Below are 17235 nucleotides of genomic sequence, written 5' to 3'. Positions count from 1 at the left end.
CTGTGTCACTTCGACCACGTTCGCCGCTTCCGGCGGGGCGAGCCTCGGCGCGCCCGTGTGGTCACTACTCGGTCTTGACCTTGATGGAGCCGCCGACGATGCCCTCCTTGGCCTTGGCCACGGCGTCGGTCAGGCCGGAGATCTCCGCCATCTTCGGGTTGCTGTCGGCGAGGCCGACGCCGTCCACCTTCAGGTCGAAGGTCTGCGTCCCGGTCAGCGGCTTGCCGTCCTTGACGGACTTGGCGAGCGAGTACACGGCACCACCGACGTCCTTGAGCGCGGAGGTCAGGATCGAGTCCTTGTACTTGGCCAGCGCCGCCTGCTTGTACTGGTCGGAGTCGACGCCGATCGCCCACACCTTCGCCTTGGCGGCGGCCTCGATCACGCCCTGGCCGGACAGGCCGGCGGCCTGGTAGACGACGTCGGCCTTCTTCTCGATCTGGCCCTCGGCGGCGGCCTTGCCCTTGTCCGGGCTGGAGAAGCCGCCCTCCTCGGCGGTCTGCGTCAGGTACTGGGAGAGGACCTTGACGCCCGGCTTGGTGTCCTGGACACCCTGCTTGTAGCCCGCCTCGAACTTGTGGATCAGCGGGATGTCCACACCGCCGACGAAGCCGACCGTGTCGGACTTGGTGGCCTTGGCGGCCGCGACACCGGCGAGGTAGGAGGACTCCTGCTCGGCGAAGACCAGGGACGCCACGTTGTCGCCCTCGACGACCGAGTCGACGATGCCGAAGCTGGTCTTCGGGTACTTCTTGGCCACCGCCTCCAGGGCGGGACCGTAGGCGAAGCCGATGCCGATGACCGGGTTGTAGCCCTGCTTGGCCAGCGACGCGAGGCGCTGCTCCTTGTCGGCGTCGGTCTCGCCGTCGGTGGGCTCGATGTCGGCGGTGGCGTACTTGAACTCCGCCTTCGCCTTCTTCAGGCCCTCGTACGCGGCGTCGTTGAAGGACTGGTCGCCCTTGCCGCCGACGTCGTAGGCAATGGCGAGACCCTTGCCGGTCTTGCTGCTGTCGCCGCTGCCCTTGTCGCTGTCGTTGCTGGTGCCGCCGCAGGCCGTGGCGGCGAGTGCGAGCGACGCGACCCCCACCGCGACGCGGGTCAGGCTGGATATCCGACGCATCTGAAGCTCCCCATTCTCCAAAGCCCCGCAGTGGGTGCTGAGTTCGGCGCAGATTAACGCGCGTAGACCGTCCAGGGAACGGGGTACCGCGTGGCCGTTATCCATTCGTGCCGATGGCCGGTTACGTCCTTGTGAACCACGGGGCCGAAAGGAGCAAGGGGGCGCACAACACCCGCCACCGGCATCACCCTTCGCATCCGCAAGGAGCGGCCCGCGTGACGAGGTCCGTGGCCACGGATGGCTTGGCCCACGCTACTGCGCGACCGTGAAGGGCGCGACCGAGTCGCCGATCGCGCCCGTCCGCCTCACGCCCCGGCGTCCAGCAGTGCCGCCGCCGTGAACAGCTCGACGCCGACGGTGATGGCCGACTCGTCCGCGTCGAAGTCGCCGCGGTGCAGGTCACGGGTGGTGCGGTCGCCCGGAGTGCGCACCCCCAGGCGGGCCATCGCGCCCGGCACATGCTCCAGGTACCAGGAGAAGTCCTCGCCGCCGAGGCTCTGTTCGGTGTCCTCGATGGAGTGCGGCCCGCGCCGTGCGGTCATCGCGTGGCGCAGCAGCTCCGAGACGGCCGGGTCGTTGACGACCGGGGGGACGCCGCGGATGTAGTTGATCTCGGACTTGGCGCGGTAGAGGTTCGCGATCTCGTCGATCGCGGCGTGCAGCAGGTCGGGCGCCGCCCGCCAGGCCTCCAGGTCCAGGCAGCGCACGGTGCCCGAGAGCTCGGCGTGCTGCGGGATGACGTTGCAGGCGTGGCCCGACTCGATACGGCCCCAGGTCACGGCGAGCCCGCTGCGGGCATCAACGCGCCGGGCGACGAGGGCCGGCACGTCGGTGACGACACGGGCGGCCGCGGTCACGAGGTCGGTGGTGAGGTGAGGGCGCGCGGTGTGCCCGCCCGCGCCGTCGAGTGAGACCTCGAGCCGGTCGCACGCCGAGGTGATGGCGCCGTGCCGCAGTCCGATGAGCCCCGCGTCGACCCTCGGGTCGCAGTGCACACCGATGATGCGCCCCACGCCGTCGAGGACACCCGAGTCGATCGCGTCCGGGGCGCCGCCGGGCAGCACCTCCTCCGCGGGCTGGAAGATCAGCCGCACGGGGCGGGGCAGCCGCCCCTCGCGGTGCAGCTCGGCGAGGACCAGCCCGGCACCGAGCACGACCGTCGTGTGGATGTCGTGGCCGCAGGCATGGGCACGGTCGGGCACGGTGGACCGGTACGCGCAGTCCGTCTTGGTGTCGGGGATGGGCAGCGCGTCGATGTCGGCGCGCAGCGCGAGCATGGGCCGTCCGCCGTCCCGGTCGCCGATGTCGCAGATGAGTCCGGTCCCGATGGCGAGCACCCGCGGCTGAAGGCCGGCCTGCTCCAGGCGCGCCTTGAGCGCCGCCGTGGTGCGGAACTCCTGGTTGCCGAGCTCGGGGTGCATGTGCAGGTCTCGGCGGAACGCAACGAGTTCGGCGCGCAGTGCCTCGGGCAGCGCGCCGGGGAGCAGCGGTTCCCCGGGGAGATCGGCCTCGGACTCTCGGGACATCAGTTGGTTCACCCTTTGAAGGGTAGGGCGATCGGGCGGCCGACCGACCCACGATCAACAAAACTTCAGCCCGTTAGGGGAAGAAAAATCGGCCGCGCACCGCATAGCTATTGGCGGGGATGGGTAAGCTCGCCCGGCTTTCCGAGCGATTGGATCTTGGGCCGATGTGGTGACCGGCCCACGATTCCGGTCCGCGAGGGCGCGCGGAACCCGTCCGGGGAACGCTCGGGGTTCCCGAGGCCATTCCCGTACCCCACGCATACCACGTCCGCGCCCTTCACCCGCCGCCGGACGCTCATGCGAGCGCCACTGTTGCGACACGGGGCGTGCGCGTCGGGATGTCGGGGCGTCAGGCAGTGCTCACCGCCGAGAGCCGGTGGACGTCGCGTGCGGTGCCCGTGACCCCCGACAGGAAGCCCTGCGCCCGCGGGGAGGCGTTCTCCGTGAGCCAGGCCGGGTCGATGTCGCAGACGGCCACCCGGACCTCGGTGCCCACGAGGGCGAGTGGGAGGGTGTGGACGACCGTCGACGGGAAGCTCAGGATCGTACGCCCGATGGGGCCGCGGCGGGCGATCAGTTCGAGGGGCAGGTCGGGGCGGACGATCTCCAGCCCGGTCTCGACGGCCAGCCGGTGCAGCTTGTCGGTGCTCTCGCGGCGGTGCGCGAAGTAGCGGGTCGCGCCGTGGGCGGCGGCGAGGGAGCGCACCGCGTCCAGGTAGCGGTCCGGATCGACGACCCCGGTCTCGACGAGGGACGTGCCGACGAGGTCGGCGCCCTTGGTGATGCGGGGCGGCCCGAAGCGGGCGCGGGTCCAGGAGAAGTCGTTGGCGGTGACGCGGACGCCGTCCGGTGCCGATTCGATCGGCATGGAGGAGAAGACCTCGACGGTGCGGTGCTCGGTCGGGGTGAGACGGCGGCGGGCCGAGGCGGAGACCGGCGCGAAGAGCACGTCGCGCGGGCCGGGGCGGCCGCCGCGCCGGTGCCAGCGCACCAGGCGCTCGCCGCGCGCGAGCTGGGCGACGAACTCCATCGTCGCCGTGCCGTCGTCGACCACGACCAGGTCCTGGGCCCGGGTGATGGTCAGCAGGAGCTGCACGTACCGGGAGAAGGGGTCCCCCATGACGATGCGCCGGGCCCGGCGGAGCAGCGGAGCCAGTCCCCCGATGGTGTGGAAGGGGGCCGTGGTGCCGCCGCGTGCCTCCTCCCAGCGGACCTCGTGGCCCTCGTCCCGGGCCAGCTCGGCCATGCGGCGCAACTGGCCGCGGGTCATCGGGTCGTTCGGGGACAGGACGACGAGGGTGAGCTCCGCGCCGGGCGCCGTCGCGCGGGTGAGCCCCGCGTCGGCCGCCGCCGCGGCACTGTGGGCGCGCGTGTGCGCCCACTCCAGCACGTTCAGGAGCTGTACCGGACTCTCGACGAAGGCGAGGGTGTGGCTGCCGGCGGAACCGGCGCGGGGGCTCATCGGTGTACGACCGTCCCGTCGTAAGGCGCTCAGACCGCGACCGGCTCGCCCGCGGCGGCGGCGATCTCCGCCTCTGCGACGACGCCCGCGACACGGCGCAGCTTCTTCATGGGGCCGAGCTCGGACTCGTAGACCTTCTTGACGCCGTCGCCGAGGGAGGCCTCGATGGTGCGGATGTCACGGACGAGGCGCGTCAGGCCCTGCGGCTCGACGGAGGCCGCCTGGTCGGAGCCCCACATGGCGCGGTCGAGGGTGATGTGGCGCTCGACGAAGGTGGCGCCCAGGGCGACCGCGGCGAGCGTCGTCTGCAGGCCGGTCTCGTGGCCCGAGTAGCCGATCGGGACGTTCGGGTACTCGGCCTGCAGGGTGTTGATGACGCGCAGGTTGAGCTCCTCGGCCTTGGCCGGGTAGGTCGACGTGGCGTGGCACAGCAGGATGTTGTCCGAGCCGAGGACCTCGACGGCGTGGCGGATCTGCTTCGGGGTCGACATGCCGGTGGACAGGATGACCGTGCGGCCGGTGGCGCGCAGCGAACGCAGCAGCTCGTCGTCGGTCAGGGACGCGGACGCGACCTTGTGGGCCGGGACGTCGAACTTCTCCAGGAAGGCGACGGCCTCGGTGTCCCACGGGGAGGCGAACCAGGCGATGCCCTTCTCCTTGGAGTACTCGTCGATCTGGCGGTACTCGTCCTCACCGAACTCCACGCGGTGGCGGTAGTCGATGTAGGTCATGCGGCCCCAGGGGGTGTCGCGCTCGATGTCCCACTGGTCGCGCGGGGTGCAGATCTCCGGCGTGCGCTTCTGGAACTTCACGGCGTCGCAGCCCGCCTCGGCGGCGGCGTCGATCAGCTTGAAGGCGTTCTCGAGCTCGCCGTTGTGGTTGATGCCGATCTCGCCGACGACGTAGACGGGGTGGCCCGGGCCGGCGGTCTTCGAACCGAAGGTGCGCAGACGGGAGTTGGTGCTCATGGTGGAGAAGTTCCTTACTTGTCGAGGGAGTCGAGAGAGGGGCCGAGGATCCAGCTGGCGATCTCTCGGATCGCGCCGTCACCGCCGGGGACGGTGGTGACCGCGCGTGCGGCGCCGCGCACGACGTCGTGGGCGCTCGCGACCGCCACGGGCCAGCCGACGAGGGCGAAGCACGGGAGGTCGTTGACGTCGTTGCCGACGTAGAGCACGCGCTCAGGCGCGATGCCCTGCTCCTCGCACCACTGCTTCAGTGCGAGGTCTTTCCGGTCGATGCCGTGCAGCACGGGGATCTGGAGCTTGCGTGCGCGTGCGGCGACGACCGGGTTCTTCTCCGTGGACAGGATGAGCATCGTCAGGCCGCTCCTGCGGAGGGCCGCGATGCCGAGGCCGTCCCCGCGGTGCACGGAGACGATCTCCCGTCCCTCGGAGTCGATCAGCACCCTGTCGTCGGTCTGGGTGCCGTCGAAGTCGAGGACGACCGCGTCGATGTCGTCGGCGGTCGGGAGGGAGCCGGGGCGGTTGGCGTCGAAGAGGGGCGCGAGGGCACGGGCGCGGGCGAGGTCGTGCGGGTCGTCGATCTCCAGGACCCGCGCGGGATCGGTGCGCACCGGCTCGGTGCGGCCGAAGAAGCGGTGCTTGTGCTCGCGCAGGCCCGTCGCGTCCATCGCGTAGGCCGCGCCGGTCTCCAGGAGGTCCTGGGGGCGGTCCTGGCGCCGGGGGCGGAAGGACTTGTCGTGGTTGACGCCGTAGCCGCCGTCCGTGCCGGTGGAGTTGGCGACCTTGGTGGTGCCTCCCGCGCCGGCCACGCTCGCCTCGGCGGTGTGCGCGGTGTCCACGACGGCGGGGTCGTCGGCCGCGTCCCGCCAGATGAACCCGTGGAACGGGGCCACGGTCAGGGCGGTGTCCGCGCCGTTCTCGACGACGGCCGCGGCGACGCCGTCGATGTCCTCGCGGACGATGAACGGGCTGGTGCACTGGACGAGGAGGACCACGTCGACGGCCGAGCCGTGCAGCGCCTCGTGGGCGTCCATGGCGTGCAGGACGGCGGCCTCGGAGGTGGCGGTGTCGCCGGCGATGGCGGCGGGACGCAGCACGACCTCGGCGCCGGCCTGCCGGGCCGCCGCCGCGATCGCCTGGTCGTCAGTGGAGACCACGACGTCCGTGACGAGGCGCGTCGCGCGGCACTCGCGCACCGCGCGGGCCACCAGCGGCACACCGCCGACCGGGAGGAGGTTCTTCGCGGGCACGCCCTTGGAGCCGCCGCGCGCGGGGATCACCGCGAGCACCCGGCGCATCGGCGCCGCTTGGTCCGCTTCCTGATGGGTCATGCGCTGTTCTCCTTGACGAGGGAGGCGAGAGAGGCGTGGGGGGCGGGGGTTTCCGGGCGCGTCGCGCCGGCCGGCGGCGCTCACAGCTCACCCATCCGCCGGATCACCGGTGCCACGCGCTGGACGCCGTGGCGGTAGGCGCCGCGGGCCGCCCGGCGCACGATCTGCCGTACCGGGCTGGGCTCCTTGTCCGCCGCGGGCGCGCCGGGCAGCGGGCTGCCGTCCGGGCCGAGGTGGTGGCGGGCGAGGATGCCGGGCAGGTAGCCGGGCGCGGTGACGGGCGTGTAGTAGGGCGCGAGCGGCGGCAGGCTCGCGGCCTCCAGCAGCTCGCCGATGCGCAGGCGCGCCCCGTCGAAGGCCGTCTCGTAGGAGCCTCCCCCGGTGGAGGGGCCCCCGGCGACGACGCCCTGCCGGGCCACCCAGGCCGCGTCGGGCGTGGGCCGGTGTCCGTCGTCGAGCTGGTCCCAGGAGGCGAGGCAGCCGGAGCCGACGAAGTGGTGGTTGCCCAGCGCCTCGCGCACCCCGAGGTCGGTCAGGACGACGGTGGGGATGCGCCGGTGCAGCGACTCCAGGGCCGCGGTGGAACTGACCGTGACCAGCAGGTCGGTACGGTCCAGGACCTCGCCCATGTGCCCGTACACGAGGCGGAAGTTGGGCGGCAGGTCGGTCTTCTGAGCAAGCTTCTGGTAGGGCAGTTCCTCGATGTGCGTGGTGTGCTCGCCCGGCTTGGAGCGCAGTTTGAGCAGCACCTCGCGCTCCGGGTGCAGGCGGGCGTGCCCGATCAGCCGGTCGAGCAGGTAGGTGCGGTCCTTGCGGCTCTCCGGCACGGAGGGCTGCGCGGCGAAGACGACGGTGTACGGATCGTTCCCGGTGTAGTCCGCACCGCCGAGGAAGGGCAGCGCGACCTCGGTCACCGAGGAGGCGTCGGCGCCCACTCCTTCGTACACGGCCCGGAACCGGTCCGCGTCCTGGCGGGAGTTGGCGAGAACCAGGTCCGCGCCGTGCCGCAGGAGCAGGCCGTCGGCGAGCTTCTCGTAGACGACGCCGACGTAGCCGGTGACGACCACGGGGCGCCGCGTGCGCCCGTCCCAGGCGTGGGCGAGGCCGTGCAGCATCGCCTGGACGGCACCGCCGACCAGCGCGAGGACCAGGACGTCGTACGACTCCTTCGCCATCTCGCGCAGGAACTCGACGGCGCTGACCTCGCGGAGGGAATCCGCGCGGACGCCGACCTCTTCGAGCTGGCGGGCGGTGGGAGTGGCACGGCCGCGCAGGAGGAAGCCGTCGAGGCGCATGTCCGATTCGGCGGGGGAAAGGCGGTTCGCGGTGAGCGAGCCCCATTTCCACCGGGTATCGGAATCCGCGAGGACGGCCACCCGCAGGGACTTCGTGGTACTTGCTGGCACGCCGAAGACGCTAGGAAGCCATTTCGAGGTGCGGCCCAACCCGAATGCAACAAACGGTTAACAGCACATCGACGAATGGCGAATCGGGCCGCGCCACGCACCGAAATCAGCTGGGTTCACGGCTTCGCCACGCGTCGTTCACCTGACATCTCACCAGCGGTCAAGACGAATGCCGGGCCGCCGCCTAACGTCACGTGGGTGGTCAAGCTCTCCGTCATCGTGCCGTTCTACAACGTGCAGCAATATGCGCCCGACACCCTGAAGAGCCTGCGTGCGAACACACGCGAGGACTTCGAATTCATTCTCGTCGACGACTGCTCGCGCGACGAGACACCTGACATTCTCGCGCGCGCGGAGCGCGAGCTCCCGGGTGCGGTGTATGTCAGACACGAGAAGAACGGAGGGCTGGCGACCGCGCGGAACACAGGCATCGACACCGCGCGCGGCGAATACCTCACGTTCCTCGACGGGGACGACTGGCTCGCCCCCGGCTACTACCAGCAACTCCTGGCGTCCATCGAGGAGTTGGGCTGCGACTTCGTGCGCACGGACCATGTCCAGTGCACCGCGCGGGCCCGCACCGTCAATCGGGTCCCGCACGGCCGGCGCGGTGTGGTGATGAATCCGCGCGACGCGATCCTGCCCGCGGACCGGTCCACGTCCGTCGACTACGCGTACGCCTGGGCGGGCATCTACCACCGCCGTCTGGTCGACCGCGGCCTGCTGCACTTCACCGACGGGCTGCGTACGGCCGAGGACCGGCCGTGGATCTGGAAGCTGCACCGGGAGGCCGAATCCTTCGCCACGGTGGGACTGCTCGGCGTGTTCTACCGGCGTGGTGTGGCCTCCTCACTGACGCAGATCGGCGACGTACGTCAGCTGGATTTCATTCGGGCGTTCGATCAGGTCGTGGCGGAAACCGCCGGGGACCGTGACGCGGAAAAACTCCTGCCCAAGGCCGTGCGCACGTATTGCGCGATCATTTCCCATCACCTTGGAACCATCGAAAGGTTCGAGCCACCCGTGGCACGGAAACTCAAGTCGATGAGCGCGGTCGCCCTGCGGCGCATGCCGCAGGACGTGCTCGACGACGCCCTCGACTCGATGGACGTCCAGCGCGCCACCCGGCTGCGCCGGCTGCGCCGCCGGCCCGCTCCCGGCACGGGGGTGGCCGCGTGACCACCCAGATCTTCATGGCGTCCACGCTGTACGGCACGGCCACGCTCGCCGCCGCCCTGGACACCGACTGCTTCGCCCCCGCCGACCGGCGCATCCTGCTCGTCTCCAACAACGCGGCGACGCCCGAGACGACGCCCGGCGTGGACGAGATGCCGGGCTTCGAGCGGCTGCGTGGCCGGTTCGACGACGTGATCTCGTGGAACGAGACCATCTCGCCCTTCCATCCCGGCGGCTGGGCTCCGCGCCTCGACGACGTGCCCCTGTGGGAGCGGCACCTGCGGCTCGCCTGGGACCTCGGCGACGACGACGTCGAGCTGGCCGTCGAGTCGATCCAGGTGAACCCGGCGCTGGGCGTCGCGCAGATCTTCACCGGCGCACCCGTCACCGTGTACGCCGACGGCCTGATGAGCTACGGCCCCACCCGCAACAAGATCGACCCGTTGGTCGGCACCCGGGTGACCCGGCTGCTCCACCTGGACCTCGTCCCCGGTCTGGTCCCGCTGCTGCTCACCGAGTTCGACGTGCGGCCGGAGATCGTGCCGACGGACGCGTTCGTCAAGGTGCTCGGCGAACTCGTCGACACCGGCGACGCGTTGCCCGCGATGGACGAACCCGCGCTGCTCCTCGGCCAGTACCTCTCCGCGCTCGGCATCCTCACCGCCGAGGAGGAGGAGGACCTGCACGTACGGATGCTGAAGGGCGCGATCGCGCTCGGTCACACCCGCGTGGTGTTCAAACCGCATCCGACGGCTCCCGCCCGCTGGTCGCGCACCCTGGAGAAGGAGGCCGAGCGACTCGGCGCCGACCTCACCGTGCTGGACACACCGGTCCTCGCCGAGGTGCTCTACCAGCGGATGCGCCCCGCCCTGGTCGTCGGCTGCTTCTCCACCGCGCTGCTCACGGCGTCCGCGCTGTACGGCCTGCCCGTCGCCCGCATCGGCACCGGGTCGTTGCTGGACCGCCTCACCCCGTACGAGAACAGCAACCGCATCCCCGTCACCGTCGTGGACGCCCTGCTGCCGGAGCTCACGGACAAGGCGGCGGTCGCCGAGCAGCGGCGCGCGATGGACGTCACGGCGCTCACCGCGCTCGTGCAGGCCGTCGGGTTCGCGATGCAGCCGAAGATCTACCCGGATCTGCGCGGGACCGCCGAGGACTACCTGACGCGTCATCTGAACGACGGCACCTGGCGGTACTTCAAGCGCCGCAGGCTCACCTCGCTGGCGCTGCCCGGCGCGGTCCCGGCGCAGCTCGCCTTCATCCCGCGCAACGCGACGGTCCGCCGGGTGGCGCGCCGCGCCCGGTCGCTGAAGCGGGCGACGCTCGGATGACCGCCTCGGCCGCGGGGCCCGTCGCCGCCTCCCTGGACACGCCCGCGAAATCCACGCCGGGCACCGGGGCCGACGGTGTCCCGCCCCGGATACCGCCCCGGGCGCACGCTCCGCGCCTGCGTGCGCTCGACGGACTGCGGCTCGTCGCCGCGCTGATGGTCGCCGGGTACCACTACGGCGGACGCGACGGCGAGGTCACGCAGGCGTGGGGCAGTTCTCCCCAGCATCAGTTCCCCCTGCTGCACTCGTACTTCGCGTACGGCTGTCTGGGCGTCCAGGTCTTCTTCGTCATCAGCGGATTCGTCATCTGCATGAGCGGCTGGGGCCGCACCCCGCGCGCGTTCTTCGCCTCCCGCGCCTCCCGCCTGCTGCCCGCCTACTGGGCGGCGATCGTCATCGTGACGGCGGTGTTCGCGCTGCCCGTGGTCGCGTACAAGGCGGTCTCGCCGAGCGACGCGCTGGTGAACCTGACGATGCTCCAGCAGCCCCTGGGCGTCGACCGGGTGCTCGGCGTGTGCTGGACGCTGTGGGCGGAGGTCCGCTTCTACGCCCTGTTCGCGCTGTGCATCGTGCTGCCCGGCGCGAGCCGGCAGCGGGTGATCCTCTTCTGCGCCGGCTGGACGCTGGCGGCGGCGATCGCGCAGGCCGCGAACGAGCCGCTCCTCAACCTCGTCCTGATGCCGGAGTACGCGCCGTTCTTCATCGGCGGCGTCGGCCTCTACCTCGTGCACCGGGAGCGGCGGGACGCGTACGCCTGGGGCATCGTCGGCGTGAGCTGGCTGATCGGCCAGCACTACGCGGTCCAGCGGCTGTGGCACGCTCCCGACCCGGACTTCTTCTCGTACCGCACCTCGTTCGGCATCGTCCTCGTCGTCACGCTCGGCTATCTGGCCGTGGCCGCGATCGCGCTGGGCTGGCTGAACTGGGCGAACTGGCGCTGGCTGAGCGTCGCGGGCGCGCTGACGTACCCCTTCTACCTGGTCCACGAGCACCTGGGGTGGGTGGCCATCCGGGCCTGTCACCGCACGCTGCACATCCCGTCCTACGGCACGTTCCTGCTCACGGTCGCCGTGATGCTGCTGCTGGCCTGGCTGCTCAACCGCTACGTCGAGGAGTGGCTCACTCCGAAGATCCGCACGGCCTTGTCGCGCCCCCGCTCCTAGCGGCTCGTCGAGCGCCGGGCGGGCCCACGACGGCCGGTCCGGCGCTCGACGACGCGGATGTCCGGGCGAGTGGGCCCGCCGTTCATCTCGGCGGCCGTTCGGGGGTGTGTCCCCGGGCAGGCGTACGGCAGTCCCCGTACCCGCCGGCTCCGCCAGGGAGTGATCTCTCCTCGTGCCGGCCGTACCCGGCACGACCCGGCCGCCCCGCACGGGGCCGGCGTGGGCCTGCGGTGAGCGGACCGCCGGCGGGCGTCAGGCGGCGGCGAGCGTGAGCTTCACGGCGAAGCCGAGGAAGAGGGCGCCCGCGGCGGTCGTGGCCCCCGCGGACAGCCGCCTGCGCCTGCGGAAGGCCGACGCCAGCCGGGTGCCGCTGAAGATCAGCGCCGTGAGGTAGAGGAAGCTGGCGAGCTGCGCGAAGGCGCCGAGGACCACGAACGACAGGGCGGGGTAGGCGTAGCCCGGGTCCACGAACTGCACGAAGAAGGCGACGAAGAACAGGATCGCCTTCGGGTTGAACAGGCTGATCACGAGCGCGCGCCGGTACGGCCGTTCCCCGGCGGCCCCCACGGCCTCACCGGACTCCACGACCCGCTCCCGCCGGGTCCGCCACATGCCCCGGGCGGCCCGCAGCATCCCGATCGCCAGCCACGTCAGATAGCCGGCGCCCGCGTACTTCACGATCCCGAACAGCACGGCGTTCGCCTGCAGCAGCGACGCGACGCCCGCCGCCGACAGCGTCATCAGCACAGTGTCCCCGCACCACACGCCCGCCGCGGCGGTGTACCCGGCGCGGACGCCCCGGCGGGCCGCGACCGAGAGCACGTACAGCGAGTTCGGACCGGGCAGCAGCACGATCAGCACGAGGCCCGCCAGATAGGTGGGCAGATCAACGACACCAAGCATGAGGTGGAGTGTCGCACGCGCGCACGACCCTCCACCCCCGGGTTTCGCCCGGTGAGACGGGATCGGTCCGGGCGTGGACCGCGTGCCGGCTCAGAAGGCGTCGGACGGCACGTACGTGCCCCAGGTCTCGCGCAGGGCGTTGCAGACCTCGCCGACCGTGGCGCGGGCGCGGAGGGCGTCCTTCATCGGGTAGAGGACGTTGTCCGTGCCCTCGGCCGCCTTCTTGAGGTCGGCGAGGGCGGCGTCCACCGCGGCCTGGTCGCGCTCGGCGCGCAGCTTCGCGAGGCGCTCGGCCTGCTGGGCCTCGATCGCCGGGTCGACGCGGAGCGGCTCGTAGGGCTCCTCGACGTCGATCGTGTAGCGGTTGACGCCGACGACGACCCGCTCGCCCGAGTCGGTCTCCTGGGCGATCCGGTACGCCGAGCGCTCGATCTCGTTCTTCTGGAAGCCGTGCTCGATGGCGTTGACCGCGCCGCCCAGGTCCTCGACCTTGCCCATGAGTTCGACGGCCGCCGCCTCGACCTCGTCGGTCATCTTCTCGATGACGTACGAGCCCGCGAAGGGGTCCACGGTGGCGGTGACGTCCGTCTCGTACGCCAGCACCTGCTGGGTGCGCAGCGCCAGGCGCGCGGACTTGTCGGTGGGGAGCGCGATCGCCTCGTCGAAGGAGTTGGTGTGCAGGGACTGCGTGCCGCCGAGGACGGCGGCCAGTCCCTGGACGGCGACGCGGACCAGGTTCACCTCCGGCTGCTGGGCGGTCAGCTGCACACCGGCGGTCTGCGTGTGGAAGCGCAGCATGAGGGACTTCGGGTTCTTGGCGCCGAACTCGTCCCGCATGACCCGGGCCCAGATCCTGCGCGCGGCACGGAACTTGGCGACCTCTTCGAGGATCGTCGTGCGGGCGACGAAGAAGAAGGAGAGGCGGGGGGCGAAGTCGTCCACGTCCATGCCGGCGGCGACCGCCGTGCGGACGTACTCGATGCCGTCCGCGAGCGTGAACGCGATCTCCTGCGCGGGCGAGGCACCCGCCTCCGCCATGTGGTAGCCCGAGATCGAGATGGTGTTCCACTTCGGGATCTCGGCCTTGCAGTACTTGAAGATGTCCGCGATCAGACGCAGCGAGGGCTTCGGCGGGAAGATGTACGTGCCTCGCGCGATGTACTCCTTGAGCACGTCGTTCTGGATCGTGCCCGTCAGCTGGTCGGCCGGCACGCCCTGCTCCTCGCCGACCAGCTGGTACATCAGCAGGAGCAGCGACGCGGGCGCGTTGATGGTCATCGACGTGGAGACCTTGTCCAGCGGGATTCCGCCGAACAGCACGCGCATGTCGTCGATCGAGTCGATGGCGACGCCGACCTTGCCGACCTCACCGTGCGCGATGGCCGCGTCCGAGTCGTGGCCCATCTGCGTGGGCAGGTCGAAGGCGACCGACAGGCCCATGGTGCCGTTGGCGATCAGCTGCTTGTAGCGGGCGTTGGACTCCACGGCCGTGCCGAAGCCGGCGTACTGCCGCATCGTCCACGGCCGGCCGGTGTACATCGACGGATACACGCCGCGGGTGAAGGGGTAGGAACCCGGCGCGCCCAGCTTCTCGGACGGGTCCCAGCCCTCCAGAGTCTCCGGCCCGTACACCGGCTCGATGGGCAGACCGGACTCGGATTCGCGCGCCATGTGCTGTGCCTCCCGCTGAAGCTACTTACTAGTAGGACCCGACCCTCGCGACGGACTGTAGCGGCGGCCGTGCGCCCGGTGGAGTGCCCCACGCTGGGACCTTCCTCACAGACCGGTTTCACGGACCTGTTCCGCGGTTCGTTTCGTTTAGTTTCTGCTTCTCGCTCTCCACCATGCCGTCTAGTTCGCAACCGGTCACGTGCGGGGAGCATCTCAGGTGACACAACAGCGAAACGGGGGGTCCGGATGCGTACGACGGGCATGGGGAGATCGCTGGCCGCCCTCGCGGCCCTCATCGTGCTGAGCGGCTGCACGGCGCAGGCCGTGGACGCCCACGGGAAGCAGCCACCACCCGTGCGCGGCGGCAGCGGCGGCCCGTCGGCGTCCGAGGACGGCAAGGAGAGCGGGAAGCCCGGCGCCAAGCCGGGCCCCGCCGCCCCCGAGGTCCTGTGGTCCCGGGGCGACAAGGGCCGCGACGTCCGCGAACTCCAGGCCCGGCTGCACCAGGTCGCCTGGCTCATCACCCCGCCGACCGGGAGGTACGACTCGCCGACGGTGAAGGCGGTGAAGGGCTTCCAGGGCAAGCGGGGTCTGCCGCGCACCGGTGAGCTGGACACCGTCACCTGGCAGAGGTTGCGGAAGATGACGCACGAGCCGGCGTCCTGGGAGCTGTACCCGTACGGCGGTCAGCCGGCCGCGAAGCCGGATCCGCGCTGCATGACGGGCCGGGTGCTGTGCATCAGCAAGACGAGCCGGACGCTGCGCTGGATGGTCGACGGGAAGACCCTCTCGTCGATGGACGTGCGGTTCGGTTCGCAGTACACGCCGACCCGCGAGGGTGTGTTCAGCGTCTATTTCAAGTCGCGGTACCACGTGTCGACGATCTACCACACGTCCATGCCGTACGCGATGTTCTTCAGCGGGGGCCAGGCGGTCCACTACTCCTCGGACTTCGCGGCCCGCGGCTATTACGGCGCTTCGCACGGCTGCGTCAACGTCCGGGACGAGGGGAAGATCGCTGCCCTGTTCGCACAGGTCCGCAACGGCGACAAGGTCGTCGTGTACTGGTGAGCGCCGGGACGCGGAAGAGGATGTGGGGCGCGGGCGGGACCGGGGGAACGTGTCCCGCCCGCGCCAGGTGCACAGAGCCGTGGGTACGGGGGGAACCCCGGCTCCGTACTACGGCCGATGACCAGTCGGCTCACCCATTACTGCGTCGCGGCGGCCGAAAACGTCACACCCGGGCCGAAGAAAGTTGAAAGAAGTACGAAACCGCAGGTCAGAGGCGGTGCCTGAGCGCCGGGTGCGGCAACGCGCCGAGGACCCGGGCACCGCGGCGGGGTGCGCGCGGCGCTTTCAGCGGGCGGTGAGGAGCGACGCGAGGGCGCTCTGCGTCGCCGTCGGTGACGGCGACGACGGCCGTGACGTCCGCGGCAGCAGCGGGCTCAGCGCGGAGTACGAGGGCGACGGCGTGCCGATGACGCCGTGGTGGTGGCCGTCGCCGGGCAGTATGTGGTGGCTGTCGCCGTCACCGCCCTGGTCGCCCTGGTCCCCCTGGTCTCCCCGGTCGTCACGGCCGGAGCCCGTGCCGTCGCCGTCGTCGCGGTCGGGGCGGTCGTCGAGCCGGTTCAGCAGGCCGGCGCAGTAGGTCTTCACCCGTCCACTGCCGCCCGCCGCGTCCTCCAGGCCGCGCCTGCGGCCCGCGTCGAGGTCCTTGCCGGCCAGGATGTCGCGGCAGGACAGCCGCGTACGCCTCCACCACTCGCGCGTCCGGTCGGAGTCCTCGTCGCCCTTGGAGCCCGGCCGGGTGCCCGGGGTGGCGTCGTCGTCCGCGCGGTCGTCCGGCGAGGCGGGTCCGCGTCCGGAGGGGCCGTTCGTGGTGCCGTCGGGCGTCGGCGTCACGGAGCCACCGGGAGTCGCCGGCGACGGCGAGACGAGTGGCTGTTCGGGTGTGCGGGCCGCGGTGACCGACGCGGCGGGAGCGGGCTTGTCGTCACGGAACGGAGTCGGCAGGACGCCGGTCCCGGCCGCCACGGCGACCCCGCCGATCATCCCCGCGGCCAGCGCCGCGGCGAGCCCGACCCGCGCGGAACGGCCCCGGCGCACCCCGCGGCGGCCCACGCCGGGCCGCCCGATCCGTACGAGTCCGGCGTCCGCCGCATGCGCCCCGGGACGGGCGAGGGCACGGCGGCCGAGCTGCACGGCCTCACCGTCTCCGCTGGTACGCACCTTGCGGAAGGCGGCCAACGCGGCTTCCTCGCCCGGGAGTTCACCGCCGGTCGGCACGGATGCCGCGGACAGCGCGCCGAGCGCGTCGGCGAGCCGTTCCGCCTGGGCCCGGGAGTCGGCGTCGACGGCTTCCAGCGGCTCACCGCGCAGCAGTCGCTCCGCCGCTTCGCGGTCCAGCCATCTGTACTGCTCGTCGGCCATCACATGTCCTTCTGCGTCCGCGAACGCGTATGCGTCACACCCGCGGACGTCACCGCGCGTGTGCGCGATCCTCTTTGTGGGGGAACGGCACCGAGTCCGCCGCCGGTGTCCGCGTCGCCGCCGAGCAGCTCCGCGAGCCGCTTCAGGCCGCGGTGCGCCGCCGTGCGGACCGCGCCCGGGCGCTTGCCGAGCGTCTCCGCGGCGGACTTGGCGTCCAGGCCGACGACGACGCGCAGGACGACGGCCTCCGCCTGGTCCTGCGGGAGCTGGGCTATCAGCGAGAGGGTGCTGTCGGTGGCGAGGGCCTCGATGGCCTCGCCCGCGGTGTCGGACTCGGCGGCCCTGCCGGTCAGTTCGGTCTCGTCGCCGCCTATCGCGGGTCGCCGGCCGCGCATCCGTACGTGGTCGAGCGCCCGGTTGCGGGCGATACGGGCGGCCCACCCGCGGAACCGGTCGGCATCGCCGCTGAATCGCTCCAGGTCGCGCGCGATCTGCAACCAGGCCTCGGACGTGACGTCTTCCGCGTCCGCCTCACCGACCAGCGTCCGTACATACCCGAGCAGCCGTGGGTGCACCGTGCGGTACACAGTCCGGAACGCGGTCTCGTCCCCGTCCTGTGCAGCAAGCACCGCGGCGGTCAGCTCCGCGTCGTCCCCCAGCACCGCGCCTCTCTTGCGCCTAAGCCGGCACCGCTCTCGCGGACCGGGTTCTCGCCGTCGTGGTCGTCGTTCGTCGGCCGCGGCTCCAG

The 17235-nt window shown here is 71.5% G+C and carries 14 protein-coding genes; 4 read left to right on the top strand and 10 right to left on the bottom strand.

Features of this window, described 5'->3' with window-relative positions; all coding sequences use genetic code 11:
* Positions 1 to 64: 64 nt before the first annotated feature.
* The 6 genes from H305_RS0125835 to H305_RS0125810 all read right to left on the bottom strand — a co-directional run bounded on the left by H305_RS0125835 (position 65) and on the right by H305_RS0125810 (position 7810).
* Positions 65 to 1120, bottom strand: coding sequence for a BMP family lipoprotein (locus H305_RS0125835; RefSeq protein ID WP_028802955.1), 1056 nt, complete (start codon positions 1118 to 1120; stop codon positions 65 to 67).
* Between the two features lie 305 nt (positions 1121 to 1425).
* Positions 1426 to 2646 carry an amidohydrolase gene (locus tag H305_RS0125830; RefSeq protein WP_028802954.1) on the bottom strand — a complete coding sequence of 407 codons (1221 nt, stop codon included), beginning with the start codon at positions 2644 to 2646 and terminating at the stop codon, positions 1426 to 1428.
* 349 nt (positions 2647 to 2995) lie between these two features.
* Positions 2996 to 4108 (bottom strand): hypothetical protein, encoded by a 1113-nt coding sequence (locus H305_RS0125825; RefSeq protein ID WP_028802953.1) that lies wholly within the window; start codon positions 4106 to 4108, stop codon positions 2996 to 2998.
* A gap of 29 nt (positions 4109 to 4137) precedes the next feature.
* Entirely contained in the window at positions 4138 to 5076 is a 939-nt protein-coding gene (locus tag H305_RS0125820; RefSeq protein ID WP_028802952.1) for an N-acetylneuraminate synthase family protein, read from the bottom strand.
* Positions 5077 to 5090: 14 nt separating this feature from the next.
* Positions 5091 to 6404: an N-acylneuraminate cytidylyltransferase gene (locus H305_RS0125815; protein ID WP_028802951.1), complete on the bottom strand. Its 1314-nt coding sequence runs from the start codon at positions 6402 to 6404 to the stop codon at positions 5091 to 5093.
* Positions 6405 to 6484: 80 nt separating this feature from the next.
* Positions 6485 to 7810 carry a DUF6716 putative glycosyltransferase gene (locus H305_RS0125810; RefSeq protein WP_028802950.1) on the bottom strand — a complete coding sequence of 442 codons (1326 nt, stop codon included), beginning with the start codon at positions 7808 to 7810 and terminating at the stop codon, positions 6485 to 6487.
* A 198-nt stretch (positions 7811 to 8008) separates the two neighbouring features.
* Between H305_RS0125810 and H305_RS0125805 the strand changes: the two genes are divergently transcribed.
* From H305_RS0125805 to H305_RS47110, 3 genes are read left to right on the top strand one after another with little or no spacing between them, the layout of a single operon-like run.
* The gene (locus tag H305_RS0125805; RefSeq protein ID WP_028802949.1) at positions 8009 to 8989 is read left to right on the top strand and encodes a glycosyltransferase family 2 protein; all 981 of its coding nucleotides are present in this window, start codon (positions 8009 to 8011) and stop codon (positions 8987 to 8989) included.
* A complete protein-coding gene (locus H305_RS0125800; RefSeq protein WP_028802948.1) occupies positions 8986 to 10320 on the top strand; it encodes a polysialyltransferase family glycosyltransferase in 1335 nt (444 codons plus the stop codon). Before H305_RS0125805 ends, H305_RS0125800 begins: the two co-directional genes overlap by 4 nt.
* Positions 10317 to 11483 carry an acyltransferase family protein gene (locus H305_RS47110; protein WP_078629250.1) on the top strand — a complete coding sequence of 389 codons (1167 nt, stop codon included), beginning with the start codon at positions 10317 to 10319 and terminating at the stop codon, positions 11481 to 11483. Before H305_RS0125800 ends, H305_RS47110 begins: the two co-directional genes overlap by 4 nt.
* Positions 11484 to 11735: 252 nt before the next feature.
* Here the strand turns inward: H305_RS47110 and leuE are convergent, their stop codons facing one another.
* Both leuE and H305_RS0125785 read right to left on the bottom strand, forming a co-directional pair.
* Positions 11736 to 12386: a leucine efflux protein LeuE gene (gene leuE, locus H305_RS0125790; RefSeq protein WP_028802947.1), complete on the bottom strand. Its 651-nt coding sequence runs from the start codon at positions 12384 to 12386 to the stop codon at positions 11736 to 11738.
* A 90-nt stretch (positions 12387 to 12476) separates the two neighbouring features.
* Positions 12477 to 14057, bottom strand: coding sequence for an acyl-CoA mutase large subunit family protein (locus H305_RS0125785; RefSeq protein ID WP_028802946.1), 1581 nt, complete (start codon positions 14055 to 14057; stop codon positions 12477 to 12479).
* 246 nt (positions 14058 to 14303) lie between these two features.
* Between H305_RS0125785 and H305_RS0125780 the strand changes: the two genes are divergently transcribed.
* The gene (locus tag H305_RS0125780; protein ID WP_107440099.1) at positions 14304 to 15128 is read left to right on the top strand and encodes a L,D-transpeptidase family protein; all 825 of its coding nucleotides are present in this window, start codon (positions 14304 to 14306) and stop codon (positions 15126 to 15128) included.
* A gap of 285 nt (positions 15129 to 15413) precedes the next feature.
* Here the strand turns inward: H305_RS0125780 and H305_RS47105 are convergent, their stop codons facing one another.
* Both H305_RS47105 and H305_RS0125770 read right to left on the bottom strand, forming a co-directional pair.
* On the bottom strand, positions 15414 to 16487 hold the full coding sequence (locus H305_RS47105) for a hypothetical protein (RefSeq protein WP_037765335.1): 1074 nt from the start codon (positions 16485 to 16487) through the stop codon (positions 15414 to 15416).
* Complete coding sequence (locus H305_RS0125770; protein WP_028802944.1) at positions 16487 to 17149, bottom strand: RNA polymerase sigma factor; 663 nt, start codon at positions 17147 to 17149, stop codon at positions 16487 to 16489. The genes H305_RS47105 and H305_RS0125770 overlap by 1 nt, the downstream gene beginning before the upstream one ends.
* Positions 17150 to 17235: the final 86 nt, after the last annotated feature.

This window comes from Streptomyces sp. 142MFCol3.1 (assembly GCF_000424945.1).
Taxonomy (GTDB): domain Bacteria; phylum Actinomycetota; class Actinomycetes; order Streptomycetales; family Streptomycetaceae; genus Streptomyces; species Streptomyces siamensis.
This window is presented reverse-complemented; position numbering and strand designations above follow the sequence as displayed.